General features: G+C 46.7%; 27 protein-coding genes. 14 read left to right on the forward strand and 13 right to left on the reverse strand.

Translation table 11 applies throughout. The features are described 5' to 3' along the window. Positions 1-47 precede the first annotated feature (47 nt). Together coaD and TBC1_RS03225 are read right to left on the reverse strand one after the other, a co-directional pair. Positions 48-527, reverse strand: coding sequence for a pantetheine-phosphate adenylyltransferase (coaD, locus tag TBC1_RS03220; protein WP_082189591.1), 480 nt, complete (start codon positions 525-527; stop codon positions 48-50). A 115-nt stretch (positions 528-642) separates the two neighbouring features. After that, positions 643-1,266 (reverse strand): NUDIX hydrolase, encoded by a 624-nt coding sequence (locus TBC1_RS03225; protein WP_172668813.1) that lies wholly within the window; start codon positions 1,264-1,266, stop codon positions 643-645. 7 nt (positions 1,267-1,273) lie between these two features. Here TBC1_RS03225 and pyrE point away from each other — a divergent pair, with 7 nt between their 5' ends. Beyond that, positions 1,274-1,915 carry an orotate phosphoribosyltransferase gene (gene pyrE / locus TBC1_RS03230; protein ID WP_062038447.1) on the forward strand — a complete coding sequence of 214 codons (642 nt, stop codon included), beginning with the start codon at positions 1,274-1,276 and terminating at the stop codon, positions 1,913-1,915. A 10-nt stretch (positions 1,916-1,925) separates the two neighbouring features. Continuing rightward, positions 1,926-2,336 (forward strand): SRPBCC family protein, encoded by a 411-nt coding sequence (locus TBC1_RS03235; RefSeq protein WP_062038450.1) that lies wholly within the window; start codon positions 1,926-1,928, stop codon positions 2,334-2,336. 32 nt (positions 2,337-2,368) lie between these two features. On the opposite strand, the gene TBC1_RS03240 is transcribed toward TBC1_RS03235, so the two are convergent. Next, positions 2,369-3,127, reverse strand: a complete 759-nt coding sequence (locus TBC1_RS03240) for a biotin--[acetyl-CoA-carboxylase] ligase (protein WP_082189457.1) — start codon at positions 3,125-3,127, stop codon at positions 2,369-2,371. Between the two features lie 162 nt (positions 3,128-3,289). Between TBC1_RS03240 and rsfS the strand changes: the two genes are divergently transcribed. The 7 genes from rsfS to TBC1_RS03275 all read left to right on the forward strand — a co-directional run bounded on the left by rsfS (position 3,290) and on the right by TBC1_RS03275 (position 8,666). Continuing rightward, positions 3,290-3,712, forward strand: coding sequence for a ribosome silencing factor (gene rsfS, locus TBC1_RS03245; protein WP_062038457.1), 423 nt, complete (start codon positions 3,290-3,292; stop codon positions 3,710-3,712). 7 nt (positions 3,713-3,719) lie between these two features. After that, positions 3,720-5,768 (forward strand): ATP-dependent zinc metalloprotease FtsH, encoded by a 2,049-nt coding sequence (ftsH, locus tag TBC1_RS03250; RefSeq protein ID WP_082189458.1) that lies wholly within the window; start codon positions 3,720-3,722, stop codon positions 5,766-5,768. A gap of 22 nt (positions 5,769-5,790) precedes the next feature. After that, positions 5,791-6,474, forward strand: coding sequence for a LutC/YkgG family protein (locus TBC1_RS03255; protein ID WP_062038460.1), 684 nt, complete (start codon positions 5,791-5,793; stop codon positions 6,472-6,474). Positions 6,475-6,492: 18 nt separating this feature from the next. Further along, positions 6,493-6,696 carry a putative signal transducing protein gene (locus TBC1_RS03260; protein ID WP_062038463.1) on the forward strand — a complete coding sequence of 68 codons (204 nt, stop codon included), beginning with the start codon at positions 6,493-6,495 and terminating at the stop codon, positions 6,694-6,696. Then, positions 6,689-7,507 carry a phosphatidate cytidylyltransferase gene (locus TBC1_RS03265; protein WP_062038466.1) on the forward strand — a complete coding sequence of 273 codons (819 nt, stop codon included), beginning with the start codon at positions 6,689-6,691 and terminating at the stop codon, positions 7,505-7,507. The genes TBC1_RS03260 and TBC1_RS03265 overlap by 8 nt, the downstream gene beginning before the upstream one ends. 87 nt (positions 7,508-7,594) lie before the next feature. Then, positions 7,595-8,248, forward strand: a complete 654-nt coding sequence (locus TBC1_RS03270; protein WP_062038469.1) for a phosphatidylserine decarboxylase family protein — start codon at positions 7,595-7,597, stop codon at positions 8,246-8,248. 115 nt (positions 8,249-8,363) lie between these two features. Then, positions 8,364-8,666, forward strand: coding sequence for a hypothetical protein (locus TBC1_RS03275; RefSeq protein ID WP_062038472.1), 303 nt, complete (start codon positions 8,364-8,366; stop codon positions 8,664-8,666). A 47-nt stretch (positions 8,667-8,713) separates the two neighbouring features. On the opposite strand, the gene TBC1_RS03280 is transcribed toward TBC1_RS03275, so the two are convergent. Next, the gene (locus tag TBC1_RS03280) at positions 8,714-9,415 is read right to left on the reverse strand and encodes a YjjG family noncanonical pyrimidine nucleotidase (protein WP_062038475.1); all 702 of its coding nucleotides are present in this window, start codon (positions 9,413-9,415) and stop codon (positions 8,714-8,716) included. A gap of 133 nt (positions 9,416-9,548) precedes the next feature. Between TBC1_RS03280 and TBC1_RS03285 the strand changes: the two genes are divergently transcribed. Genes TBC1_RS03285 through TBC1_RS03295 form a run of 3 tightly spaced genes read left to right on the forward strand, consistent with a single transcriptional unit; the run spans position 9,549 to position 11,166 of the window. Then, positions 9,549-10,421 (forward strand): SPFH domain-containing protein, encoded by an 873-nt coding sequence (locus tag TBC1_RS03285; RefSeq protein WP_062038478.1) that lies wholly within the window; start codon positions 9,549-9,551, stop codon positions 10,419-10,421. Between the two features lie 29 nt (positions 10,422-10,450). Continuing rightward, entirely contained in the window at positions 10,451-10,945 is a 495-nt protein-coding gene (locus TBC1_RS03290) for a hypothetical protein (protein WP_062038481.1), read from the forward strand. A gap of 38 nt (positions 10,946-10,983) precedes the next feature. Continuing rightward, the gene (locus TBC1_RS03295; protein WP_062038484.1) at positions 10,984-11,166 is read left to right on the forward strand and encodes a hypothetical protein; all 183 of its coding nucleotides are present in this window, start codon (positions 10,984-10,986) and stop codon (positions 11,164-11,166) included. A gap of 55 nt (positions 11,167-11,221) precedes the next feature. Here TBC1_RS03295 and TBC1_RS03300 read toward each other — a convergent pair whose 3' ends face one another. The 4 genes from TBC1_RS03300 to TBC1_RS03315 form a co-directional block, all read right to left on the reverse strand. Continuing rightward, complete coding sequence (locus TBC1_RS03300; RefSeq protein ID WP_062038487.1) at positions 11,222-12,169, reverse strand: TIGR01212 family radical SAM protein; 948 nt, start codon at positions 12,167-12,169, stop codon at positions 11,222-11,224. A gap of 159 nt (positions 12,170-12,328) precedes the next feature. Beyond that, positions 12,329-14,137 (reverse strand): peptide MFS transporter, encoded by a 1,809-nt coding sequence (locus TBC1_RS03305; RefSeq protein ID WP_062038489.1) that lies wholly within the window; start codon positions 14,135-14,137, stop codon positions 12,329-12,331. 115 nt (positions 14,138-14,252) lie between these two features. Beyond that, the gene (locus tag TBC1_RS03310; RefSeq protein ID WP_062038491.1) at positions 14,253-16,364 is read right to left on the reverse strand and encodes a helix-hairpin-helix domain-containing protein; all 2,112 of its coding nucleotides are present in this window, start codon (positions 16,362-16,364) and stop codon (positions 14,253-14,255) included. A gap of 4 nt (positions 16,365-16,368) precedes the next feature. Further along, positions 16,369-17,190 (reverse strand): PorV/PorQ family protein, encoded by an 822-nt coding sequence (locus TBC1_RS03315; RefSeq protein ID WP_062038494.1) that lies wholly within the window; start codon positions 17,188-17,190, stop codon positions 16,369-16,371. Between the two features lie 250 nt (positions 17,191-17,440). Here TBC1_RS03315 and TBC1_RS03320 point away from each other — a divergent pair, with 250 nt between their 5' ends. Next, a complete protein-coding gene (locus TBC1_RS03320) occupies positions 17,441-18,106 on the forward strand; it encodes a DUF2461 domain-containing protein (protein WP_062038497.1) in 666 nt (221 codons plus the stop codon). Between the two features lie 225 nt (positions 18,107-18,331). Next, positions 18,332-18,757: a YbaN family protein gene (locus tag TBC1_RS03325; RefSeq protein WP_062038500.1), complete on the forward strand. Its 426-nt coding sequence runs from the start codon at positions 18,332-18,334 to the stop codon at positions 18,755-18,757. A gap of 113 nt (positions 18,758-18,870) precedes the next feature. Here TBC1_RS03325 and TBC1_RS03330 read toward each other — a convergent pair whose 3' ends face one another. From TBC1_RS03330 to TBC1_RS03350, 5 genes are all read right to left on the reverse strand, one after another. Continuing rightward, entirely contained in the window at positions 18,871-20,988 is a 2,118-nt protein-coding gene (locus TBC1_RS03330; protein WP_062038503.1) for a M3 family metallopeptidase, read from the reverse strand. A gap of 170 nt (positions 20,989-21,158) precedes the next feature. Further along, positions 21,159-23,204 carry an alpha-ketoacid dehydrogenase subunit alpha/beta gene (locus TBC1_RS03335; RefSeq protein WP_062038506.1) on the reverse strand — a complete coding sequence of 682 codons (2,046 nt, stop codon included), beginning with the start codon at positions 23,202-23,204 and terminating at the stop codon, positions 21,159-21,161. A 271-nt stretch (positions 23,205-23,475) separates the two neighbouring features. Next, positions 23,476-24,192 (reverse strand): hypothetical protein, encoded by a 717-nt coding sequence (locus TBC1_RS03340; protein ID WP_137305403.1) that lies wholly within the window; start codon positions 24,190-24,192, stop codon positions 23,476-23,478. Positions 24,193-24,351: 159 nt separating this feature from the next. Beyond that, the gene (locus TBC1_RS03345) at positions 24,352-24,930 is read right to left on the reverse strand and encodes an L-threonylcarbamoyladenylate synthase (RefSeq protein WP_236695634.1); all 579 of its coding nucleotides are present in this window, start codon (positions 24,928-24,930) and stop codon (positions 24,352-24,354) included. Continuing rightward, positions 24,920-25,930: a glycosyltransferase family 9 protein gene (locus TBC1_RS03350; protein WP_201781626.1), complete on the reverse strand. Its 1,011-nt coding sequence runs from the start codon at positions 25,928-25,930 to the stop codon at positions 24,920-24,922. The genes TBC1_RS03345 and TBC1_RS03350 overlap by 11 nt, the downstream gene beginning before the upstream one ends. Positions 25,931-25,944 lie beyond the last annotated feature (14 nt).

Raw genomic sequence — 25,944 nt, forward strand, 5'->3', positions numbered from 1 at the left:
GCCGGGCATGGTGTTTTTACTTACAGGAATGCCCTGTTTCCGAATATTTATTTGTTTTTTCCTGTTACAGGTAGTTTTACCGCATCCGGTATAAATATACTGACATCTCCGCCATTTTTGTATACATCGCGAACGATGGAAGAGTTTATGGAGGTATAATCCGGGGTGGTCAGCAGAAATACTGTTTCTATGTCGGGGTAAAGTTTTTTATTGACCTGGCCCACGGTCCGTTCAAACTCAAAATCGGCGGAGGTGCGCAACCCTCTGAGAATAAAAGAAGCCGAAACGTCCCTGCAGTAATCCACCGTTAATCCGGAATAGCTGTCCACTTTTATCCGGGGACAGTCTGCAAAAACCATTTGAATCCATCTGATCCTGTCGTTGAGATCGAAATAATTTTTCTTTTCAATGTTAAGGCCGATTGCAACAATAATCTCATCGAACAGGGGCAGGGCCCTGCGGATAATGTTTTCGTGTCCGCGGGTTATAGGATCGAAAGAACCCGGAAAAACTGCTCGTTTGATCATAAGGGATGTTTTCTTTAAGGCAAATTTAACATAAATCTCTTTAAACCGGGATTCCCCTGAAAATCCTTGGTTGAGCCCTTGAAGGATTGCAATTTTGTAATCCGGATTTAAAGCATCAGGGCCTGAGGTTGATGTCAAAACGGATCAGATCGTGCAATGAGGCATAGGTACTGCTGAGAATGGTGCTTAAGTTGCTTTTCTCAATCCATTCTGCCCGGGTAATTTCTTCCTCAAGTTGCGGAACCGGAATGGCATTGCCTGTGTACGACATTGCATACCAGTAAGTCCTTTTCAGTACCTTTTTGCCTTTATGTTCATATATATGAAAAGTCGAAGGCAGTTCTGCAACAAGATTATGCCCTGTGATTCCGGTTTCTTCTGTAACCTCCCTTATCGCGGCAGCGGCAGGTGTTTCATTTTTTTCAATCTTGCCTTTTGGCAGGTCCCATCTCCCGAATCTGTAAATAAACAACCGTTCACCGGTCAGATTCCGGACAATGCCGCCCGATGCCTCAAGGTACCAGAAGAGTGAAATAAAGTCGTCGAGCAATTTCTTTATGTTTCCGTTGTTATATATTGTAAGCGGTTGGGATGAGGGGATTTTCAGAAAGTATTTTACAGCCTCTTTCAAATCCCTGCGCGAGTTTATCACAGCTACACGCCCGCTTTCTTCTGATTTCACCTCAGGTAGTGAATCAGTAAGAATTACCGGACAATCATTATAAAAAACTTTGTACATTTGCCGCATGAGTAAAAATGATTCACTAGCACTGGATACAGCAGAGTTCTTATTGCAAATTAAAGCAATAAAACTTGACGTTAATAATCCTTTTACATGGAGTTCGGGGATTAAGTCTCCGATTTACTGTGATAACCGTAAGATTTTATCCTATCCAAAGGTACGCACTTTTGTACGTCAGGAGTTTGCCAAAATGATCGGAGAGGAGTTTGGCTCCATTGATCTGATTGCCGGTGTTGCAACCGGGGCTATCGCCCACGGGGTACTGGTGGCTCAGGATCTTGGCCTGCCTTTTGTTTATGTCCGTTCTGCCAAGAAAGAGCATGGTCTTACCAACCAGATTGAGGGGGTTGTTGAGTCGGGCCAATCGGTGGTGGTAGTTGAAGACCTGGTATCCACCGGACAGAGCAGCCTTGCTGCGGTGAAGGCTCTGCGCGACGCAGGTTGCAACGTAAAGGGCATGGTGGCGATTTTTACCTATGGGCTTGATTCCGCCAAAACCAATTTCAAAAAGGAAAAATGCACCCTTCGTACGCTTACCAATTATGATCAGTTGATCAAGCAGGCCCTTGAAAGGGATTACATCAAGGAATCTGATCTCCAGTCACTGATCAGCTGGCGCGAGAATCCGGAAAACTGGGGTAAATAATTCCCTTCTTATGGCAACATTCAATAGTGATGAGGTGATTATTGCCCGTGATCCCGGGTATATCTTTGAATTTCTCGCAGACTTCGGCAATTTTGAGAAACTGATGCCGCCTCAGGTAACCGACTGGAAGTCGGACAGCGAAAGCTGCAGTTTTAACATCCAGAACATGGCAACACTTGGAATGCGCTACAGGTCGCGGATTCCCAATAGCCGGATAGATATCGTTGCCGATGGAAAAGTTCCGTTTCCTTTTGATCTTCAGTGTTTTATTGATGAAACCGGAACGGATACATCCAGGGTTAAGCTGCAGTTTAATGCCGATCTCAGCCCTATGCTGATGATGATGGCTTCGCGCCCATTGGGCAATTTTATCAATATCCTGGCAGTGAAGCTGAAGGAAATCTGTGAAGCGGTCAGCTGATTTGTCTTTGAATTAAATATTGGCGGTTCTTCTTATTTGCCGGAAGGGACAAAAACTACTTCCTTCAGATCGCATAAATATTCACTACCATCCTCTCCGTTCAGCCTGAGTTTCCCGAATTCACCAATACCGGCAATCATAGCCGTTAAACGTTTCCCATTTATTATGAACTCAGCCGGCTGATTAATCAGGTAAAGCCGGTCGAGGTATGCAGCCTCAAGCAAGGAGAACCGGTTTTCCCTGAGTTGGCTGTACCACCACATCAGACTTTCGTGCCAATTTGTCAGAAGCGTCGGGATATGATAGGTTTTGCCGGTGATTCCTGACAGGGACACCGCCAGCGGCGCGTTGGCTGAAAAGCTGGTCTGGTTGATGTTCATGCCGAGGCCGGTAATTGTATGCTGAATGTTGTTGCCGCTCAGGGCGTTTTTTATCAGTATTCCTGCAATTTTTCTATTATTCAGATAGATATCGTTTGGCCATTTGATCATTGGCTGCAATGTTGGCTCTGTTTTACTGATCAGTGTACATACTGACAAGGAAACAACAATTGTCAGGAAAAACTGCTGATCCGGGCGTAGGAAGCATGGATAGAGCACCGCGGTTGCCAGGATATTTTTACCGGCTTCACTTTCCCAGCGGTTATTTTCCTGCCCTTTGCCTGAAGTCTGATACTTTGCGTAAACAATTAATCCCTCTTCCGGGTTTGAAGTGTTCAGCAGCATCTCCATATAATCGTTGGTCGAAGCGGTTTCGCGGAGTTCAATCATTCCAGGTAACTTTGACTTCATGCTGTATTGGCTTGGTTAAATATGGCAGAAGAATCGGCGGTATAATTGTTGATATGCTGCCTGATGTCATCAGTTTGCCCGAAAAGCGGGCTACCGGTGGCAGCTTTCTTTAAATACCGGTTTTTATTGATTAACTTTGCAAAAATATTATATTAATGGCCTATGGCGGGTAAAAAAGTCAGGTCTGCATCCGAAATGCTGGCCACTATCGTAACAGAAGGAATTTTTGAGAAAAAAGGAGAAGATGTAGTGACCATCGATCTCCGTAAAATGCATAATGCGGTGGCCGACTTTTTTGTAGTTTGCCATGCCGGTTCCCGTGCCCAGGTAGAGGCCATTGCTGATTCAGTGCAGATGGAGGTAAAAAAGGCGGTAGGGCATAATGTATGGAAGAAAGAAGGATTTGAGAATGCAGAATGGGTATTGCTGGATTATGTAGATGTTGTTGTTCACATATTTCAGGAAACTGCCCGGAAATACTATCGCCTGGAAGATTTGTGGGCCGACGCTGAAATCAGGCTTTGCAAGCCTGCACCTCCGGCGAAGAAAAAAACAAAGAAAAACGCATCCGCAGAGGAAGTCTGACATAACTATGAACGATACGAACGAAAAGAAACCTGAAAGCAATAACAGGCCTGATCCGAAGCTGAAAAACAATAAACCCAGATTCAGTTATTATTGGATTTATGCCTTGCTGGCAGTATTAATCATCGGCTTGCAGCTGATGAACTGGAACACCACGGTGAAGAACATCGGGTGGGGCGAATTAAAAGAGATGATCCTGAATCAGGAGATTGAACGCCTGGTGCTTGTCAATAAAGAGTTTGCTGAGGTATTTATCAAGAAAGACAAGCTGGCGCTTGAGAAATTCAAGGAAGTCAGACCTGGTGAGGGATTTGGCAGCACCCGTCCGCAATATGTCTATAATATTGGGTCGGTTGAAACTTTCGAGAAGGATGTCAGTGATATCCAAAAGGATTTTGAGAAACCGGTTTATATTGAAAATCTTACCAGACGCAATGTATGGGGTGACGCGCTTTCATGGATATTACCGGTGCTGCTGCTGATCGGGGCCTGGTTTTTCATCATGCGGATGATGAGCCGCGGCGCCGGGGGTGGCGGCCAGATCTTCAATATCGGCAAATCCAAGGCTCAGCTTTTTGACAAGGATACACACGTTAGCATCAATTTTAATGATGTGGCCGGATTGGAAGAAGCCAAGGTAGAAATCATGGAAATAGTGGATTTTCTGAAGAATCCGAAGAAATATACTACCCTTGGCGGCAAAATCCCCAAAGGGGCCTTACTGGTTGGCCCTCCCGGAACAGGGAAAACCCTGCTTGCCAAAGCGGTTGCCGGAGAGGCAAAGGTGCCTTTTTTCTCCCTATCGGGATCTGATTTTGTTGAAATGTTCGTAGGGGTCGGTGCCTCACGGGTACGCGACCTTTTTAAGCAGGCCAAAGAGAAGGCTCCCTGTATCATCTTTATCGATGAGATTGACGCCATTGGCCGGGCCAGGGGAAGGAACCAGATTACCGGAGCCAATGATGAACGTGAGAATACCCTGAATCAGCTGCTCACCGAGATGGATGGTTTTGCCACCAATGCCGGTGTTATCATTCTGGCGGCGACCAACCGCGCCGATATACTCGACCGCGCCCTGCTGCGTGCCGGCCGTTTCGACAGGCAGATTCATGTGGAATTGCCCGATCTGGAAGAGCGAAAGGCAATCTTTAAAGTGCATATGAAACCCCTGAAATTCGACGAATCCGTCGGCGTTGATTTTCTTTCGAAACAAACGCCCGGTTTTTCTGGAGCCGATATTGCCAATGTATGCAACGAAGCTGCATTGATCGCTGCCAGAAGAAACAAGACAGAGATCAGCAAGCAGGATTTTATGGATGCCATTGACCGGATCATCGGCGGTCTGGAAAAGCGGAACAAAATTATTTCTCCCCAGGAGAAGAAGGTCATTGCTTTTCACGAAGCCGGACATGCCGCGGTAAGCTGGTTGCTGCAATATGCGCATCCACTGGTTAAGGTTACCATAGTTCCCCGCGGCAAAGCGCTCGGAGCGGCATGGTATCTGCCCGAAGAGCGTCAGATAACCACTTATGAGCAGATGTTTGACGAGCTTGTTGCCACTCTGGGCGGAAGAGCTTCGGAAGATGTGGTTTTCGGGAAAATTTCTACCGGGGCACTGAACGACCTTGAAAAGGTGACCAAGCAGGCATACGCCATGGTTGTTTACTTTGGTCTGAACAAAGAGATCGGGAATGTGAGTTATTATGACTCGACAGGTCAGCAGGAATACTCATTCAGTAAGCCATACAGCGAAGCAACCGCTCAGCTTATTGATACAGAAATCAAGAAAATCATTGAACAGGCATACAGCCGTGCCAAGGAGATCCTTTCAGAAAACCGTGATAAATTGGAAGAGCTGGCATCTATACTTCTGAAAAAAGAAGTAATTTTCCGCGAGGATCTGGAAACCATTTTCGGAAAAAGACCTTTTGATGAGTCGCATGAATTTAACGGGCAGAACGGGCCATCTGAAAATGCAGGACAGGGGAGTGATTCCGGTATACAGCCTGTTGAACCACAACCGGCAGAACCGGTTCAACCCGATGAAAATCAATAATCAGCGTTGATAAACTGAGGCAATGAAAGCGCGCAATAAATTCAACACCCGTCCGGAACATATCCGGGAAAGCACGACCCGTGAAAAAGTGTTGAAGAATATCCGGCATGCGCTGATTGAACCCGCCGAAAATCCATTCCCCGGGGTTGAATTCGATTCTCCGGTTTACAAGCCTATGAATGAACCTCCCGATATCAACTTTGCCCGGGAGTTTGCCCTGTCAGGAGGGAAGTTTATATTTTGCGAATCACCCGAAGATATGGTGAAAAAGGTCAGGCTGGTTTTTGATGATCATCTCTGGGAGCAGGCATGGTGCAAGGATGAAGCCCTGACGGGCCTGCTCAGGCATGCAGGCATTAAGGTAAAAACCGGCGACGATGATATTGAATCAATGAAGGTGGCTGTTACCTCCTGTGAGTACCTGATTGCCCGGTTCGGGAGTATCATGGTTTCATCCAGGCAGAAGTCCGGACGACGCATGCACGCTTATCCTGAAATTCATGTTGTTATTGCGTTTACTTCGCAGGTGGTAAATGACCTGAAAGATGCCATTGAAAAAATGAGGATCAAATACAGCGGCAGGCTGCCCTCGATGATTTCGGTGGTGACAGGGCCCAGCAGGACAGCCGATATTGAGAAAACACTGGTGATGGGTGCGCATGGGCCTAAAGAAGTCTATCTGTTTATGGCAGATGATGTTGAATAACTGGCAAGAACGGAAAGTATGGAAGGCTGGACCTGCATATTCACCACCAACCACCTGCATGAAGCTGAACTGATAAAGGGTATGCTTGAAGAGCACCAGATTATGGCAATTACAGTTAATAAGCAGGATTCTGTCTACCTGATAGGAGAAGTGGAACTTTATGTACAGGTGGATGAAGCATTCCTTGCTATGCAAATCATCAATAAGCTGAATCGTGAATAATTTTATAAAACGTACCATTACGGGTACTTTCTTCGTAATATTTATCATTGGATCAGTATTGCTGTGCCCGTGGGTATTTGCATCATTGTTTTTGCTTGTTTCGGTTGGTGGGATGCTTGAATATTTCAGGGTGATGGCCCGCCTTGATTTATACCCTGCAAGGGCAGCTTCACTGCTTGCTTCAATCCTGGTATATGCAGGTGTGGTAGCGGTCATGACAGGTTTGTTATCGCCGGATTACCTGAGGGCCGGATTTTTGATTGTTCCGTTACTGCTGATCGCTGAACTTTTCCGGAATACCGGCAAGCCTTTCAGCAACGTGGCCGCTTCGCTGCTGGGAATTACCTGGATTGTGCTTCCGCTGGCCTTGCTGAATGGATTCTTCAATCCTGAAGCTGATCGCGGATGGATACACGGAGGCGCCCTGCTCGGATTCTTTCTGATTCTATGGATCTATGATTCAGGAGCTTACATAGTAGGTTCTATGGCTGGCAAAAGGAAAATGCTTGAACGGATCAGCCCCGGGAAATCATGGGAAGGATTTGCCGGTGGAACGGTGGCCGGATTACTCACTGCATATATGATTTCTGCCTCCTTTCTTGAATTTTCTTCCCTTGAATGGATGCTGGTTGCACTTGTAATCATTATTTTTGGCACGCTGGGCGATCTGATTGAATCCATGCTGAAACGAAGTGCCGGGATTAAAGACTCAGGTTCCCTGCTGCCGGGCCACGGAGGAATACTTGACAGGTTTGATGCCGTTTTGGTTGCTGCTCCATTTGTATACCTGATTATTAGTTTTCTCAGGTAGTAATGAGAGATGATCGTTCCGGCAGATAATCAATAATCTGCCGTTCGGCAAGGGTTAATCATTTCATTTATAAAGATTCGACGGATCATGGGAATACATAAAGAGGGATACCTGATTATTCTTATTGCATTTATTGCCCTTGGGATAATTTCGCCGGTTACCGGGTTGATTCCCATGCCTTTGTGGCTTCACTATGTTGTCTGGGGGCTGCTGGTCCTGATGTTTGTCTGGATAGTGCGGTTTTTCAGGTCCCCGAAAAGATTGGTCGTGCCTGATGAATCTCTGGTTCTCAGCCCGGCCGACGGTAAAATTGTTGCCATTGAGGAAGTCGCCGAACCGGAATTTTTTCAAGGGAAGAGAAGGCAGATTTCGGTGTTTATGTCACCGAACAATGTGCATGTAAACTGGGCTCCTGTTTCCGGTTCCGTGTGTTATATGAAATACCATCCAGGTAAATACCTTGTGGCATGGCATCCCAAATCATCCGTTGAAAATGAACGGACTACCATAGTAATTGAAAATGCACGTGGAACGCAGGTCCTGGTCAGACAGATTGCCGGTGCCATGGCGCGCCGGATCGTTTGCTATGCAAGGGAGGGCAATAATATCCGACAGGGTGATGAAATCGGATTTATAAAGTTTGGCTCCCGGGTGGATGTATTTCTTCCGTTGGATGCAGTTGTTAAAGTCAGCCTTAATCAAAAGGTAAGCGGAAAACTGACCGTTCTGGCAGAAATGTAGTTTTCCCATTGCAAAATCTTGCCAAATCAGTACTTTAACAAAATATTAACATTTTTGAATATATGGATTCTGCGAACAGGTCGTATCTTTGCGACAAATCTAACGCCAATCCTCTATGAAAAAATTTGCAATTCTGTTTTCTGTTGTTTCGCTGACTTTTGCTTTTGCCGTATCAACAGTTAATGCACAAAATGCTCCTGCAAAAAAGTCTACTGAAAAAGTAGTTTCTGCCAAAACCGATGCTGCTGCTGCTCCTGCAGTTGAGAAGAAAGATGCCAAAGGATGCTGCACAAGCGCCAAATCTACCGAAGCAAAAGCCGGTTGCGCAACTCCTTGCTCCAGCGAAAAAGCCAAGGCATGCTGCAGCGGCGACAAAGCCAAAGCCGCTAAACCGGTTCCGGCTCCTCAAAGCAAGTAATACACGCTGAAATAGATCTAAAGGCTGCCCTCGGGCGGCCTTTTTTATTACAACAGACTGAACAGTTCGCTGAGTTTGCAGATACGGAATGTCGCTTTTGAATCCTGAGCTTCTCCGTTATAGTCAACCAGTACCTGGTCCATTCCCACCGACAGGGCGCCAAGTATATCAACTTCTTCATCATCGCCGATCATCAGGCTCTCTTCAGATTCTGCACCTGACCGCTGCAATGCATATTCAAAAATCCGGGGCTCTGGTTTCCTGGCTCCTGCGTCCTCGGAGGTAATCACGGATGTAAAATATTTCATTAACCCGGCATTGTTAAGCTTCTTATACTGTACTTCTTCAAATCCGTTGGTGATGATGTGAAGTTTGTATTTATCCCCCAGGTATTCAAGAATTGCATGTGTATCAGGGAAGAGGTTGGTTTTGGTCGGACTGAGGGTAACATAGTCGTTGGCCATATTGCTGCTCAGCAGGTTGTCAACGATCCCGAATTCGTGAAGGGTAAGTGCAAACCGGCGGATGTTGAGTACTTCCTTTACAATTTCTCCCTGCCGGTAGAACTCCCACAACATCAGGTTATGGTAATTATACCTTTCAAGAAACCGGTCAAATGAATCCACCCCCTTCTCCGCCAGCCTGTATTTGCTGAATATTTCCCTGAATGTCTCCACACTGTTGGTTTCGAAATCCCATAGGGTTTTATCGAGGTCGAAAAATATATGCCGGTAGGTTTTTCTTTTCACAAATCAATTCAATTGAAAGTATGAACAAAAGTAAAAGTTTGGACGGAAAATCTTTTCAAAAAAAATATTTTCTGAAAGTCTTGACAAAGGTAAATCTTAAATAGTATATTTGCAATATCAAAATGATATCAAAATGGAACCTAAAGAAAAATTTGTCCGCCCCATGTCGGGTTATTTGATGCTGGTTGTTGTACTGGCAATGATTGCATTATTTATCTACAATGTGGTCATCTACAATGAGGTTGTATGGCTGATGATTGTTTCAGGCGCTGTACTTCTTGTCGCTTTTTTCCTGATGCCCGGCTTCCTGGTTGTCAATCCAAACGAGTCGAGTGTGCTGGTTTTGTTCGGTGATTATATCGGTACGGTGAAACACAACGGTTTTTTCTGGGTGAATCCGTTTTACACTAAAAAGAAAATTTCGCTCCGTGCACGAAACCTGAACAGCGATCCCATCAAGGTGAACGACAAGATCGGAAACCCGATCATGATCGGTATTGTGCTGGTATGGAAAGTGCAGGACACTTTCAATGCGGCTTTTGAAGTTGACGACTACATTCATTATGTAGAAATTCAGAGTGAGGCGGCCATCCGCAAACTGGCCGGGCATTATCCGTATGACAATTTCGACGATGAGCAGTCAGAGATTACGCTCAGGGCCGGTGGTGAGGAAGTCAACCATGTGCTCGAGCAGGAGCTTTCGGAAAGGCTGGAGCGCGCAGGTATAGATGTTATTGAAGCCAGGATCAGTTATCTGGCGTATTCTTCGGAGATTGCCGGCGCTATGCTGCGCCGCCAGCAAGCCTCTGCCATTATAGCAGCCCGCGTTAAGATTGTTGAAGGCGCTGTCAGTATGGTTGAAATGGCGCTGGCCCAGCTTTCGGAAAAGAAACTTGTTGATCTGGACGAAGAGAAGAAAGCAGCCATGGTGAGCAATCTGATGGTAGTGCTCTGTTCCGATAAGGATGCCAGCCCTGTAATTAATACAGGAACTTTACATCAGTAGTAATCACAAAGGCGGGAGCGGTGCTAGCAATGAAAGCCATAACCATTGATGCTAAAAATATTGCCTATCAGGAAGGAGATGAGCGCCTGGCTACGCTGACATATCTCAAACGGATGTCATACCAGGCGACCATCCGCCTTTCCGGCGGAGATGAATATGAAATCAGGCCGCTTGATATCTGGAGAAGCAAATTTGAAATTCTCCATAACAGCAAGGCTGAGATTGCCTTTAACAGGAAGTGGAACGGGAAAACCCTGATTGATGTGATCCGTCAGGGCCACAGGCAATCTTACATTTTTCAGCCCAAAGGATTTTTTGATTACCGTTATGTTCTTATGGACAACGATAAGCGGGAGATGGCGGTGCTGCGGACAAAATTCCTTTGGAAGGGGTTTAAATATGATTTCGACCTTCAGGTCAGTGACAGCCTGAAACGCCGTGAAGAATGGCTGTTGCTGGTGGTTTTACAAACTTACCTTTCACGATACATTATGCACCAGCACCGTAAAGGACACGGAATTTAGCTGATAATACGCAAGGAAGCAAAAAGAAAGCTGATACAATGGGGCAGAAGAAATCCTTTGCTTTACGAATTGATGCTGAATTGATGGAAGCCCTTGAGAAATGGGCGGCAGACGAATTCAGAAGCACCAACGGACAGATTGAGTGGATCATCAGCCGTGCGCTGAAAGAGGCCAAACGGTTGAAACCTGACCGGGCCATTCAACAGGGAGAGAAGAGGTAGCAGGAAATTATCCATATCCTGCGGTCTGGCTCTAACTGGTTACAGGATTCCCTGATCAGAGTTGTGGCCGAAAATACCTTCCCTGCCAGGTATCCCGTTTTGTCAGTTCTTCTTCAATCATTATTGCTACCTGATCAGCACGCAGGTTGCTCCAGGGCTGGCTTTCCAGAAAGCGGGGCGGCACTTCTCCGGTAAAGCGTTCAATTACAAAAGATGGATTCAGCCGTTCGATAAACGATACAATAAAGCTGATGTATTCTTCCAGGCTGAAAAGGGAGAACATTCCGGGTTGTTCCCGGAATTGCATGGCCATTTTCGTGCCTTTTACAATCTGAAGCTGATGAAACTTTACGGTTGTCAGCGGAAGCGCGGAGATGATACCGGCCCTGTCGAGCATCTCCTGCCTGGTCTCGCCCGGCAGCCCGAAAATCAGGTGGATGCCGGTTTTGAGTCCGTAATCTGCCGTTTTCCTGATCATAGCTGCAGCCTGGGCCATAGTATGCCCACGGTTGATGGCCATAAGGGTTTGCTCGTTGGTCGTTTCCAGTCCGTACTCAATCATCACATAATAATTATCTGAAAGCCGGCTGAAATAGGCCAGTTTTTCATCATCCATGCAATCGGTGCGGGTGCCGATCACCAGGCCTGCCACATCGGGATGTTGCAGCGCTTCCTCATAAATCTCTTTCAGGTGGGCAAGGGGGGCATAGGTATTTGAGTACGTCTGGAAATAAGCCAGGTACTTCATCGCCCTGCGGTACCTTACTTTGTGAAATGCGATGCCCTCTTCGATCTGTTGGGTTATGCTTTTAGAAGGGATGCAGTACGAAGGATTGAAGGCGTCGTTGTTGCAATAGGTACAGCCTCCGGAACCGGCGGTACCGTCGCGGTTGGGGCAGGTGAAACCGGCATCAATGGATACTTTCTGCACCCTGCTTCCGAAGGTGCGCTTAAAGTATTCGTTGTAACTGTTGTAACGTTTATTGCCGGGAAAAATATTCATGCAGAAATACTGGTAAATATCTGAAACTGCAAAATTGCATTAATTTGGTTTACAATGTAGTCTCATTTTTTATACCGGAGTTACTGAAAGCATTCAGAAAATTAAAAGAAGAGGCTGTCCAACCCGGACAGCCTCTTACAGGTTCAAGGGAATGCAATATTATTTGGTTGCAGCTTCAAGCCGTTTCATAATCGAGAAAATAAATACGGCCGACAGGATACAACAGACAATGAAAATTGCCCAGAGTTGCCACAGGTCAAGCTGACCCCAGAATTTACTTCCTACAAAAAGGAATTTGTTACCAACTGCCGTAGCGAGGAGCCATCCTCCCTGCATCAGACCCTGGAACCGTGCCGGTGCAACTTTCGAAACAAACGACAGACCCATGGGGCTAAGGAATAATTCAGCAATGGTCAGGATCAGGTAACTGCTGATCAGCCAGTAAGGTACAACCCTTGAGGAGTCGGGTACCGGGTTGTATTTTGTTACCCCGTTTTCAACGAACTGCAGTTCGTGAGGAGAAACAAGACCAACAGAAGCAACAAGGATAACCACGAATCCGATGGCAGCGATGATCATTCCGATACCAATCTTCTTGGGTGTTGAGGGTTCCATGTTTTTCTTCTGAAGCCAGGTAAAGACTGCCATTACCGGGAATGTCAGTGATACGATAAACAGCGGGTTAAATGACTGGAATACTTCCGGGGCAATGGGATTGCTGGCAGAACTTCTGGAGATAAAATACCAGGTCAAAGCGCCAAAAACCAGGGTCATGGCGCCGCCAATCAGTCTGTTGCTGTTTTTCTTGTTGAAGAGTAATAAAATAACACCGGCAACAGCACCGATGAATGCAAGAATGGATTCGAGCTTAAAGAAGATATTGGTAAAAGGTCCGACTTCTTTAACGGTATAATCGCGGGCGAAGAAAGTAAGGGTAAGTCCGTTTTGGTGGAATGACATCCAGAAGAAGATCACAACAAAAAATACGAGGATCAGTGAGGTCACCCTTGGACGTTCTTCTTTGGTAGATATCTGGAACATCATGGCCACAAAGCCGACGAAAAGACCGACGGCAGCACCCAGTGCAACATCATCCATAACAAAATAGAATATTACGGAAGTGGTCACCATTAATCCGGCGGCCAGCAGGAAACTGACAATGTTCGTTTTGGCTTTGCCCTGATCATTGTCGGTTTTGGCAACTTTCTCAACGCTGGGGAGCAGCTTGTTGAAGACAATGTAAACAAGCAGGGAAATAACCATCGCTATGGCAGCAATACCAAAGGCGTAATTATATCCTTTGGCAAAAGCATTGATGTAATCGTTGGCAAAAGCCCCGAGATCAGAAACTACCGAGCCTGAAACTGAGTTGGCCAACTCCTGAAATTTTGAGACATCTTCAAGGGTTCCATTGGTGTAGGCATGGCACATTGCCGGAAGGCTGCCGTCATGCTCGAATCCCTGGGTTCTGAGAAACCAGTTGCGGATGCCGGTTGCTACAAAAGGCGCAAAGAACGCGCCGATGTTGATACCCATGTAGAAAATCATGAATGCCGTATCGCGAACCTTCGAATAAGCGGGGTTATCGTACATCTGACCAACAACAGCCTGGAGATTACCTTTGAAAAGGCCGTTACCCAGCGCGATGGTGAATAATCCGGTGAGTGTGATGGCCAGAGGGTTGCCGGGAATCGCCATAACAACATATCCGGCAAACATGATCACAATGCCCATCAGGATCACAAATTTGTACTTTCTTGTAGCATCAGCAAGGATTCCTCCGATCAGTGCGAGGGCGTAGATTCCGAAGTAGAACCATGAATAGTACTCGCCGGCCTGAGATTCTGTCAAGCCATATTTGGCCTGCAGAAACAATACCAGTATCGCCATCATGGTGTAAAAGCCGAAGCGTTCCCCCATATTGGAGAAAAACGCCACCAGCAGCCCTTTAGGATGTTCTTTTAACATAAAAAGTTGTGTTAGTGATTAATATTATTGTTGATTAGAATTTTCCCGGAGCAAAAATAACCAAAAATCCGGGTTTGCAAAATCTGTTGATAAGTCGTTGAAACTACTTCCCGGGCTATAACCGCAAACGGATCTGGACCTTGATATCAGATTTGTTGTTTCCATCGATCTGGTCCAATCCGGAACCTATGGTAGTTCTATTGGCATAATAGGTAAGTGAATATCTGATCCACAGGTCGAGCCTGCGGCCGAAACTGTATTTGCCCATCAGGTAGAAGCGGCTTCCTTTGTAATAATAGGCGGGGATGGAGAATGCATACAGCACATCGCTTTCGTAGGCATAGAGGCGTTCGTTGTAAGTATCGGTATCAAAAAGTGCAAAACGCGCATTTAGCAGCCAGGGTTTCTCAGGTTCGTTGTATATAAAGTCCTGATAGACCAGATATCCTTTTTTTCTATCGAAGCCGGGCATAGTCCATTGTGTGGTTTCAATCCGGCTTTTGAGGGTGATGGCCCGGGTAGCTTTCAGGCTGAGGTGCAGCCGGAAATTCTCCCGTGTTTCAGCCTCGGGATAATCCGTGTATCCGGTACCCCCCGACGGATTGATCTGCTTTTGCTGATAGCGGTACCTGAAGTGGATTTCGGCGTAACGGGCGGGGGTATAGGTGAGCTGGGCGAGGTATTCGCTGCCACGCGAAGGGGCGTCAACCCGGTAACGCAGCCAGCCAAAACGGAAGTGATCGGCATAAGCCGACAGGCTCCACCTGCGGTGCAGTTGGGCAAACATCCCCAGGTACAATCCTTTCTCATTTGCATTCCGGCTTCCTTCCGCGAAGGCGTTGCTGAAAAAGCTCTGGTAGTCCTTGCCGTAATTTCTGTAGATCGCCGAAATGGCCAGGTGCGGATCAGGTGTGGCAGTCGCACCGACCAGCATTGCCTTCCCACCGTTACCGCTTCCCGAAACCTCGCCGAAAATGGTAAGTGAACGCAGGATGGCGGCAAAATCAAAACCAAAATTATTCAGGCTTTTACCGCTGAAGTCGAATTTATTATATAGAGCTTCTCGCCTTTCCAGATCCGCACCCAATTCAGTATGGTATGCGGTCGCCCCCAGGCGGAACATTTTGATCCGGGTTTGCAGGTTTCCTCCGTAAACGGTTTGCTGAATGGCGTTTTTTCCCCTCAGTTCATTCGGAGTCCTATGGTAGCCGGTTTCCTGCAATGAGCTTATGAATAATGTTTCTGCCGTGAGTGAGTCGGTGGCGCCGATCCCGGCATCTACCTTCTTGTCGGAGTAAAAAACAGTTAAGTCTGTATTTTTCAGCGGTGTAATGGTTGCTGCCGCCCCCCGCATAAAGAGGTTTTCATTTGCTCCGGTATTTGGCCTTACCTGCTGCGCAATCCGGCGGGTGGTAATGGCCCCGGCTGATTTGCCGAAAGCCAGGCTGCTGTACATGGTCAATCCCTGCCCGAAGGCGAGATGGTAATCACCGACTGCCAGGTATTTTAAAAATTTATCTCCTGAATAGAAAAAATGCGCCGAGTAGAAGTCAAATCCCTTTTTCAGGCTGTCGGTTGAAGGCCAGAAAGGTTCTCCGGGATCTTTCTCCATGGTAATGCCGAACCTGATTTTGTTGTAAAAACTGTATCCATATCTCAGGTAAAGTTTTTCCGGGCCTCCGAGATAACGAGAATTGGGTTTCAATTGCAAAGCCGAGTCGGAGACTGGCGCGAAGCCCGATTGCTCTTCAAGCACCTGCTGATAGCGCATCAGTACCTGGTGACGGCCATATCTTGCAAGGTTTGACAGGGTAGGTTTTGCCCCCGGCGGTTGAAGCCCAAATGTAATAAACGGAGCAAGCGATGATACAAGCACGGAATCGAATCCTTCGATCAAATTTAATTCATAAATGCTTGTCAGCTCTCCGAATTTCTGGATATAACCGGTAAGGTTGCTTATCTGCAGGTCGTTAAGCTGGAGTTGACGGAGCTCCCTTTCTGAAGCCTGGTTCACGTTTACCGGCTGATGAATGTATTGCAATAATTCATCAACCAGTTCCGAATAGTCGAGTTCAGTGTCTGTTTGCCCTGATAGTTGTTCAATTTTATCTTCCAGTTGAGTGGTGTTGACTGATTCCGGCTTAACAGGCTCCTGTCCAAGGAGCGTGTGGGTTGAGAGAAGCAAGATGAAAATCTGCACGAAGACCGGTCGGATCAGGGCTTTCATAACATCAGAACTTATAGGCTATGGATGCCTGGGGAGAAAACCCGAGCACATAATGGTAGGAGGTGCTGATATCAATAACGAAGTCACCGGCAAAAATGCCTACCCCGAAAGCATTGGAAGCAGGGTTGGTTGAGATACCTCCCCTGAGATGCAGCATGGGAATAAGCTTATACTCAATTCCGGCTTTGAAATTGGCTTCGTGGTTAATGTCTTTTTCTGTTTCTGCCGTTAGCAGAAATTTGGGTGTAATTTCATAGGCGGCACCCAGCCTGAAAATCACGGGCGCCCTTTCATCATTATACTCAGAGAGTTTTGCACTAACGGGATTGTAAATATGTGCGCCAATGGCCAGCTGCGGGGTGATGTTCGCCAGCACACCGGCTTCGAAGGTGATGAAGTTCCGGTTGCCGTAGCTTTCTGCCAGGCGCGCCATATTGTAGTCCAGCTGAAGTCCGAAGGCTATGTGTTTTCCAAATGCTTTCGCGAAAGCGAGGCCGATTTTACTTTCATTGTAGGCTGAATAACCGAAATGTCCGAAACTTAACCCGATGGTTCCCGCCTTAACGGGAAGGGCGAAAGCGCCGGCTTTATAACCAAGCTCTTTCAGCAGAAACCGGTTCTCATAGTAAACAGCTGCTGAAGCATCGCTGAGCCGCGCAAGCCCCGCCTGATTGTTGAACGCTGACCAGATATCATTCAAAGCCACAGATGCGGTCCCCAGGGCTGCAGACCTGCTTCCGGCCGGCCTGTTTTCTCCGCCGGCGATCAGTTCAGCCCCCTGCATCAGCAGTAAACCCGATAAAATAATGATGAATCTGAATTTCATTTGAGGAGATGTGTAAAACTTTGTGTGCCGGTTTATTTTATCATATTTGTAAATTTCACCGATATTAGCAGCGACTAAATTTAATTCCGGTCAGGATAACCAATCTGTTTCACTTCGAAAGTAACTGTCCTGTTTTCCGGTGTTAAATATAGTGGTTTTCTTCCTTTGAGGGAAATCACAACCGATTTTTAACCATGTATTTGATCATTTCGGAAAGAATGATGTTAATATTCTAAAATTACAAAGCCGAATGAAACATATAATAGAATTCCTTACGGATTTAGGTTCTAACAATAACCGGGATTGGTTTGAAAAGAATAAACCTGTTTACAACAAAGTAAAGGCGGATTTTGAAACCTTTATCAACGGCCTGATCGCTGATATTCTGCTTTTTGACCCTTCTCTTGGTGGTTTGCAGGCTAAAGACTGTACTTTCCGCATTTACCGCGATGTGCGTTTTTCGCATGATAAATCACCTTACAAGACCAATATCGGTGCTTTCATGGCCAGAGGCGGAAGGAAATCGACCGGTTCGGGTTATTACCTTCACCTGGAGCCGGGAAAGTCATTTGTGGGAGGCGGAATCTATATGCCTGGCCCTGAAGTGCTGAAAAGGATACGTCAGGAGATTTACTTCAATCCGGGAGCATTCCGTTCAATTATCGAAGAAAGGGAGTTTAAGCGGATTTTCGGGAAACTGTCGGAAGAAGACAAACTGAAACGGCCTCCCAGAGACTTCCCGGCTGATTATCCTGATATGGACCTGCTCATGTATAAGAGCTATGTATGCGGTCATTCAATCTCCGATCAGGATATCGTGTCTTCCGGATTTACAGGTAAGGTGACAGAAGCATTCCGGGCGATGAAGGACCTGAATCATTTTTTGAATAATGCAGTGGAGGCGGGCAGCCATTAAGAAAGAAATGCAGCAGCAAAAAATGCTCATCCCGGTAATGAGTTACTCAGGCTCACTACCGGGACGAAGACTTGTTTAGCTTAATGTGACTTTAAAGGTAAGGCAGGATCAGGGGTTTCCGGATAGAGAAAGTGATTTTTAATGGAATTTTAATAGTGATTTTTGAATCGGAGCGTGCCAGTGTCTTGTTAAAGTATTGAAGATCAAATGCTAAATATTTACTGAATGGATAAAGGTTTACAAAATCCCAAACCCCGTCCCCAACGCAATCCTGTAGTCAGGTCGCTCCTGATGACTTCAGGCGTAATTTCTGCCTTGCTTGGTTTTGCAGGAATTTTTCTTCCGTTGCTGCCAACCACGCCGTTTCTGTTACTTTCTTCCTGGTGTTTTATGCGTTCATCCGAAAAAATGAACCACCGCCTGCTTCATAACCGCTACCTTGGCCCGTATATCAGAAATTACAAATCGGGCAGGGGGATTACGTTAAGAAACAAGGTGTACAGCCTCGTTTTTCTCTGGCTGACACTGAGTATTTCATTTGTATTTTCTCCTCCATACTGGTGGCTGCATACCGGCCTGGCCTTTATCGGGATTACGGTGACCATTCATATACTCAGGTTTAAGACGCTTCACAGGGATGATAATGAGTGATTTCCGGAGGCCTACATGTTTGTACAGACACTTTTTAAATAGTTGACTTGAAACCAAAACAAAAGGCTGCATCATCCGACGCAGCCTTTATTGTTAAAGATAATGTTCAGGTTTTAACTTTCGAGCAGTCCCCTGCGTTTCAGCAGCGGTTTGATGTCCGGTTCAGCGCCCCTGAACTTTTTGTACAATACCATCGGATCTTCAGTCCCGCCGCGTTCCAGGATGTTTTTACGGAAGGATTCAGCGGTTGCATGGTCAAAGAGGCCATGCTCCTTAAAAGCTTCAAAAGCATCGGAGTCGAGGATGCCTGACCAGATATAGCTGTAATAACCTGAAGAGTAGCCACCGCTGAAGATATGGTTGAAATAGGTGCTGCGGTAGCGCGAGGTGATCTCCGGAATCAGCCCGATCTGCGCGAGGGTGGCATCTTCAAATGAACTGACATCGGTAAGGCTGAACTCCTTCATGTTATGATAGCCCATATCAAGGAAAGACGCTGCCAGGTATTCAACGGTGGCAAAGCCCTGGTTAAAGTAGGCGCTGTTCTGGATTTTTTCGATCAGTTCATCGGGGATCACTTCACCTGTCTGGTAATGTTTGGCATATAACTTCAGCACCTCAGGCTCAGAGGCCCAGTTTTCCATGATTTGAGAGGGTAACTCCACAAAGTCGCGGGGTACGGAAGTGCCGCTCAGGCTGAAATAGGTTGAATTGGAAAGCAATCCGTGAAGGGCGTGTCCGAACTCATGGAAAAAGGTGCTGGTTTCGTCAAAGGTGAGCAAGGAGGGCTGACTGGCAGTGGGTTTGGTGAAGTTACATACAATGGTAATCACGGGACTGATCTTTTCTCCGTTTTTCACGTATTGTTTGCGATAACTGCTCATCCAGGCGCCGCCCCTTTTGCTTTCGCGCGGATGGAAATCCATATAAAGCACACCGATGTGATCGCCGTTGGCTTCTTTAACTTCATAGGCAACAGCTTCAGGATGGTACACCGGGATGTCTTTCTGCTCGTTGAAGGTAATTCCATAGAGATTATTGCAAACGGTAAATATTCCCTGTTTCACATTTTCGAGGGAAAAATATGGCTTTAACTGCTCATCGTCCAGGTCATACTGTTCTTTGCGCAGTTTCTCGGCATAGTAGCTCCAGTCCCAGGGTTGCAGCTTAAAGCTGCCGCCTTCCTTGTCGATGATTGCCTGCAGCTGGGCAACCTCTCCTTTGGCACGTTTCAGGGCCGGGGTCCAGAGCTTGTTTAAGAGGTCAAGCACATTGCCGGCATTTTTTGCCATGTTTTCCTCAAGGATAAAGGCTGCATGGCTTTCATAACCAAGCAGGTTTGCACGTTCGAGCCTGAGGGCTGCAATTTTTCCGATCAGCTCTTTGTTGTCCTTATCATTATTATTATTTCCGCGGTTAATGTATGCTTTATATATTTTCTCGCGTAATTCCCTTTTGGCAGAATACTGCAGGAAAGGCATGATGCTGGGATTGTGCAGGGTGTATACCCATTTCCCTTCCATTCCGGCCGCTTTGGCTGTTTCGGCACCCTGATCGATCAGCCCCTGGGTCAGTCCTTCGAGGTCATCCTGGTTTTCGATCACCAGTTTGAAGGCATTGGTTTCGGCAAGTACATTTTCGCCAAACCGGAGCGTAAGTACTGATAATTCCTGGTTGATTTCACGGAACCGGGCCTGTGCTGAACTATCCAGGGCTGCACCACCCCTTACAAAATCCTTGTAGGTGTCTTCCAGCAACCGGGCCTGCTCCCCGCTCAGATTAAGCGAGTTGCGGTTTTCATATACCGTTCTGACTCTTTCAAACAGGTCGGGATTCAGGTTGATATTGTCATAATGCGCCGATAGTTTCGGAGCAATCTCCTTGGCAAGTGCCTGAATTTCATCGTTTGTGTTGGATGAGTTGTAGTTGTAGAAAACTCCGGTAACTTTCCTGATCAACTCCCCGCTGTAATCAAAGGCGGCGATGGTGTTTTCAAAATCAGCCGGCTCCGGATTACTGACAATGGCAGCAATCTCTGCGGTCTGTTCTACAATCCCCTTTTCAATGGCAGGTAAAAAGTGTTCATTTTTTATTTCACCGAAAGGTGGTACTCCAAAAGGGGTATTGTATTCAGTAAGAAAGGGGTTTTCAACGGCAGATTTCTCATTTCCACCTGTTTTACAAGCTGTTATCATAGTGGCAGCCAATAAGATTAAGGTTAGTTTTTTCATTATAAACCGGTTAAGTTCAATAATTTCCTTTCGGGCAAAAATACTGTTTTTTCGATAAAAAATTCACTTAAATGATAATAAATCAACAATATAGCTTTTCTCAAGGATTTGGGCGGGGCGAAAAAAAACGGGCCCGTGATTACGGACCCGTTTGCTTTTGTACTATCAATTCAGAAATTCAGCAATTCCATGGCTGCCTTGTAAATCTTTTCCTGATCAGGGAGGATGGCTTTTTCAAGGATACGGTTAAAGCCAACCGGAGTAAATGTTGACCCGACACGTTTTACAGGGGCATCGAGGAAAGTAAAGGCTTCTTCGGTAATCATGGCGGCAATTTCTCCTCCAAAACCGCCGAACACCTTGTCTTCATGAACCACAAGAGCGCGGTTGGTTTTTTTTACTGAATTGAGGATACCTTCCTTGTCCAGCGGAATCAGAGAACGGATGTCCACCACTTCAATGCTTTTTCCGGTTTCTGAGGCAATGCGTTCAGCTACGGCAAGGCTCATGTGAGTGGTGTTTCCGTATGTGATGATGCTGAGGTCGGTGCCTGTTCTTCGTATGCGGGCCTTCCCGAAAGGAACTTCGAAATCTTCCGGGACGTACGTTTCGGAAAGCGGATCGTTGTAAAGTGCTTTGGGTTCCAGGAACATGGTAGGTCCTTCGGAGCGGACAGAGGTCCTGAGCAGCCCCGCAGCATCGTCGGCAAATGACGGGTAAACGATGCGGATGCCCGGGAATGTTGCCAGAGCGCCTTCTATGGTCTGGGAATGGTACAAACCTCCGCCGATATAACCGCCCGAAGCCAGGCGAACCGTTACATTCGGGGCAAAGGCCCCGTTGCTGCGCCAGTAGTCATGGGTCAGTTCCACAAATTGTTCCATTGCCGGCCAGAAATAATCTGCAAACTCAGCTCCTTCTATGACAATTCTGAGTTTTTTATTGAAACGGCTCATGCCATTGGCAGTACCAACGATAAAATCTTCGGCGATGGGGCCGTTGAATACGCGCTCAATGCCGAATTCCTGCTGCAGGCCTTTACTCACATTGAATATGCCGCCTTTTTCCTTATTGGCAATGTCCTGACCCCAGATGTAAGTGTCGGGATTGTGACGGAATTCGGCTTTAAGAGTCTGGTTAAGCGCCTGGATCAGTTTCAGTTTTTCACCCGATTGTAAATTGTGTGTACCGTCCGGATATTTTGAAGCGGGATAAGGGGCCGGAACAACAAAGTCAAAAATGCTTGCAGGATCCGGATCAGGCGCTGTCATAGCCTTTTTGTGTGCCTTAGAGACTTCCTCTTTGGCCTGTTTGTCTAGTTCATCGAGTTCTGCTTCAGTTACCCTGCCCGAAATGATCAGCGTCTTCCGGTAACGGTCGAAGGGGTCGTTGGCCATAGCGCAAAAACGCTCGTTGTCGTCGCGGTAGAGTTCGTGTTTGTCGGAATTGGAATGTGAATGGATCCTGATGGTGGATGCGTGCACAATGACAGGCGTCTGATGCTCAATGGCATAGTTTCTGGCTTCTGTCATCGCGTTCATGGAATCAAAAACATTTTTTCCGTCGCAGTAAATGATCCTCAGGTTCTTAAAGCCCCTGAAGTTATCTGCGGCCCTCCAGTTGGCAGTCTGGTCCCTTTTATGGACAGAAATTCCGTAATTGTTGTCCTGAAAAACAAATACAACAGGAAGTTTTTCATTACTGGCCCCGTTAATGGCTTCATATACATAACCTTCGCTGGTGGAGGATTCGCCCTGTGAACTGATGGCGACTGCCTTTACTCCGTATTTTTTGATGGCTCGGGCAACGCCGGTTGCATGCAGGGTATGGTTTCCGGTGGCGGATGAGACATTGTGTATATTCCACGCCGGCTTGGCAAAGTGATTCGACATATGCCTGCCTCCGCTTGCAATGTCGGTGCCTTTGGAAATGCCATTGAGGATAATCTCTTCAGCCGTGATACCGGCCGAAATGGCGGTGAGCATATCCCTGTAATAGGGGAACAGGTGATCATTGTTCTTTTCAAAAACCTGGCCGATGGCAAGTTGTATCCCATCATGCCCGGCATAAGGGGCGTGGTATGACCAGCCCAGGGCTTGTTTAAGGTAGTTCGGAGCACGGTCATCAAGTTTTCGCCCGAGCGTCATCAGGTAGTACCATTTTTTAAGCGTTTCCTTGTCGGTAGTCTTGATTCCGAAAGCTTTTGTTCTTTCCATTGTCTGCAATTAAAACAGGATAGTCGTAAATGAATTAGCAGTCCATATAACAACCCATGTACGGGTTTGTTCAACCATTCACCTGATGAGGATAAGCAGGAGTTAATTCATTATTTAACAATGATTTGCGATTGACATCGCCATACCTTGATACCATTAAGAATCATTTAATCAGGATGCTGCCGGTCTGAAATGGTGCTTCCTGAGTAAAAATGGTAACTTCATGCAATGCTGGCCGGATATGGATGGCGGTACCTGATATCAGCGATGATCAGAGTGTCACTCCGAAAGAAAAGTGAAATTTGTCAGCGTAGGGATTATAAGCCAGTTTCACGATGGCGGGAATGTTGACTTTACGGGCCAGTTTTAAAATTCTGGATGCTGACAGACCCGTATTGACAAAAGCAAATCTGCTTGCGTAATAACTCTTTACCGGAGTAAATCCGGACACTACCTTCATGTCGGATTTCAGCAATCTGAAACGGAAGGAGGGCTCAATGTACGTGGAGTAGTAATTGCGGCCGGATTCCGGATTGATATCATCTCCGTAAATCATGGTGGCAACGAGCAATCCGAAAGGATGCTTTTCGGGGCGGGCATAAGCCACATTCAGATCTAAGGTGTGACGGGTGGTACCCTGCCTGATTTCGAAAAACTCGAATTCTTTTACAGGATTGACAGGACAGAAGTAATCGTACAAAGTGACGCTGAAACTACCGAGGCTGTAAGCGGCATAAAGGTCCAGCTCGGTATAGCTTCCGTCAATACTCCAGGCGCCCCATGCTCCTGCGCTGAAATTGCCGTAACTGTATTCCACCGACGGCTGCAGACTGACAGAGGTGCCATTGGCGGCACCCCTCCACAAATGATGGGTATAAATATCCAACGAAGCATCCAGCTTATGCCGGCGCAGACTGTCCTGGGCAGACAGCAGTCCGGGTAAGCCTGAAAGCAATATCAACGTAAGATATAATACCCTTTTAATCATAAAGATGAACCCTTCCTGAAAACGGCCGCGAAATTACAGCTATTTTCTCAAACAGCAAAGGGTGCACTGAAAAGAATTTCCGGGAACGGAACAGGGAAATAGGTCAGATAAGATATTGATAAATAAATGGTTAGTAAAGCCGGGTTTATTACAATGAACCTAATCCCTGATGACTTTGTAATCACCGTTGGAAAAAAGCCTGATGATGGTGGATGCTTTGGCCTGGTTGAACTGATCATGATAAAGCTGAACGCAATAGTCAACTTTATTCATGATGTCCGGGGTAATCTGGCTGAAGACCAATGGTGTCGGCTCACCGGATATATTGGCAGAGGATGAAACCAGCGGACGGCCAAGGGCAGCAATCAGGTTTTTGCAGAACACATCCCTTACTACCCTGATGGCAATGGTTCCGTCAGGTGCTGAAATATTTCTGGGCAGGTTACGTGCATTGTCATAAATAACGGTAACCGGCTTTTCAATGCTGCTGATCAGGTCTTCCGCGATCTCAGGAACTTTCACTACATATTCGTTCAATGCTTCGAAACTATCGAGCAGTATGATCAGGCTTTTGCTCTCCTGCCTTTTTTTTATTTTATAAATTTTGTCAACTGCCCTGGCGTTCAGAGCGTCGCAGCCAAGGCCCCAGACTGTATCAGTGGGATAAAGAATGACGCCCCCGTTTTTGAGCACCTTTACTGTTTTCTGAATCTCTTCTTTTTCCTTATCATTCATCATCTGACGGCAGGATTTTAAGCAATTGATTTGTCTGTATTTTCTCAGCGCAATCAAAATGACCCAAGGGGCATTTCTTTTGTCCGTGCAGGCCGCATGGCCTGCATGCGGGACTCGGTCCGGCTTCTATGATATGCGAAACATCCGACAGCGGCCCGAAGCCAAAAGCGGGCACCGTAGAGCAGAAGATGCCTGCAACCGGGGCATTCACGGCCGAAGCCAGATGCTGGGGCGCCGAATCGTTTACATAATTCATGATGGCAAACTGCATAAGGGCTGCAGATTGCAACAATGAGAGCCTGCCTGCCAGGTTAACGATATCGTCCCTTTCCGATTTGCCGGCGATCCTTGTACATAGTCCGGTGTCGGCCGCTGACCCTAACAATATAACAGCAATACCTGCCGGAATGTTGTTGGTCAGTTCAACCCATTTGTGTTCGGGGTATTGTTTGGTGAACCAGAGTGATGCGGGCGAAATCGTAATAAATTTTCCTTTTGCCCAGTGCCTGGATGTTTCGATGTCCGTTTCAGCCGGGTAGAGGCGGGGGCGCGAAGGTCCGCCGTCAACAAGATGATCAATCAGCCGGTGGTTCCTGATGATTTCATGTTCGGGATTATCGGATATATCGATGCGATGTTCAGACTTCTTTGTGAAGCAAAAAGATAAAGGATTTTTACTGAATCCGGATCTGATTGCGGCACCGGAAAGCACAGTTATCAGACCCGATGAAGCAAACCTTTGCACATTGACAACCGCATCAAAACGGATGCTTCTGATTTTCAGGATCAGCTTGAGCAGATGGAGGTATTTCCCCCCTTTCTTATCCCAAACCAGCACCTGACTTAAAAACGGGTGTCCGTGAAATAACGGCTCGTGCCCTTTTCGGACAAGGACACTGATTTCTGCATGCGGCAGAGCCTGATGCAGTGTTTCGGCAAGGGCAGTCGACAGTATTACATCGCCAATTGATGCGGTTTGTATGATCAGGATCTTTTTCAGCACGATGGTCTGTTTGT

The organism is Lentimicrobium saccharophilum (genome assembly GCF_001192835.1).
In the GTDB taxonomy this organism is placed as follows: domain Bacteria; phylum Bacteroidota; class Bacteroidia; order Bacteroidales; family Lentimicrobiaceae; genus Lentimicrobium; species Lentimicrobium saccharophilum.

Coding starts and splice junctions, on each gene's coding strand:
- TBC1_RS03300 (WP_062038487.1), bottom strand. CDS start 12,169: ATGAATATTTTTCCCGGCAATAAACGTTACAACAGTTACAACGAATAC.
- TBC1_RS03315 (WP_062038494.1), bottom strand. CDS start 17,190: ATGAAATTCAGATTCATCATTATTTTATCGGGTTTACTGCTGATGCAG.
- rsfS (WP_062038457.1), top strand. CDS start 3,290: ATGGCGGGTAAAAAAGTCAGGTCTGCATCCGAAATGCTGGCCACTATC.
- TBC1_RS03340 (WP_137305403.1), bottom strand. CDS start 24,192: ATGATTAAAAGGGTATTATATCTTACGTTGATATTGCTTTCAGGCTTA.
- TBC1_RS03270 (WP_062038469.1), top strand. CDS start 7,595: ATGGGAATACATAAAGAGGGATACCTGATTATTCTTATTGCATTTATT.
- TBC1_RS03345 (WP_236695634.1), bottom strand. CDS start 24,930: ATGATGAATGATAAGGAAAAAGAAGAGATTCAGAAAACAGTAAAGGTG.
- TBC1_RS03260 (WP_062038463.1), top strand. CDS start 6,493: ATGGAAGGCTGGACCTGCATATTCACCACCAACCACCTGCATGAAGCT.
- ftsH (WP_082189458.1), top strand. CDS start 3,720: ATGAACGATACGAACGAAAAGAAACCTGAAAGCAATAACAGGCCTGAT.
- TBC1_RS03285 (WP_062038478.1), top strand. CDS start 9,549: ATGGAACCTAAAGAAAAATTTGTCCGCCCCATGTCGGGTTATTTGATG.
- pyrE (WP_062038447.1), top strand. CDS start 1,274: ATGAGTAAAAATGATTCACTAGCACTGGATACAGCAGAGTTCTTATTG.
- TBC1_RS03255 (WP_062038460.1), top strand. CDS start 5,791: ATGAAAGCGCGCAATAAATTCAACACCCGTCCGGAACATATCCGGGAA.
- TBC1_RS03325 (WP_062038500.1), top strand. CDS start 18,332: ATGGATAAAGGTTTACAAAATCCCAAACCCCGTCCCCAACGCAATCCT.
- TBC1_RS03335 (WP_062038506.1), bottom strand. CDS start 23,204: ATGGAAAGAACAAAAGCTTTCGGAATCAAGACTACCGACAAGGAAACG.
- TBC1_RS03295 (WP_062038484.1), top strand. CDS start 10,984: ATGGGGCAGAAGAAATCCTTTGCTTTACGAATTGATGCTGAATTGATG.
- TBC1_RS03275 (WP_062038472.1), top strand. CDS start 8,364: ATGAAAAAATTTGCAATTCTGTTTTCTGTTGTTTCGCTGACTTTTGCT.
- TBC1_RS03305 (WP_062038489.1), bottom strand. CDS start 14,137: ATGTTAAAAGAACATCCTAAAGGGCTGCTGGTGGCGTTTTTCTCCAAT.
- TBC1_RS03290 (WP_062038481.1), top strand. CDS start 10,451: ATGAAAGCCATAACCATTGATGCTAAAAATATTGCCTATCAGGAAGGA.
- TBC1_RS03240 (WP_082189457.1), bottom strand. CDS start 3,127: ATGAAGTCAAAGTTACCTGGAATGATTGAACTCCGCGAAACCGCTTCG.
- coaD (WP_082189591.1), bottom strand. CDS start 527: ATGATCAAACGAGCAGTTTTTCCGGGTTCTTTCGATCCTATAACCCGC.
- TBC1_RS03320 (WP_062038497.1), top strand. CDS start 17,441: ATGAAACATATAATAGAATTCCTTACGGATTTAGGTTCTAACAATAAC.
- TBC1_RS03235 (WP_062038450.1), top strand. CDS start 1,926: ATGGCAACATTCAATAGTGATGAGGTGATTATTGCCCGTGATCCCGGG.
- TBC1_RS03330 (WP_062038503.1), bottom strand. CDS start 20,988: ATGAAAAAACTAACCTTAATCTTATTGGCTGCCACTATGATAACAGCT.
- TBC1_RS03225 (WP_172668813.1), bottom strand. CDS start 1,266: ATGTACAAAGTTTTTTATAATGATTGTCCGGTAATTCTTACTGATTCA.
- TBC1_RS03310 (WP_062038491.1), bottom strand. CDS start 16,364: ATGAAAGCCCTGATCCGACCGGTCTTCGTGCAGATTTTCATCTTGCTT.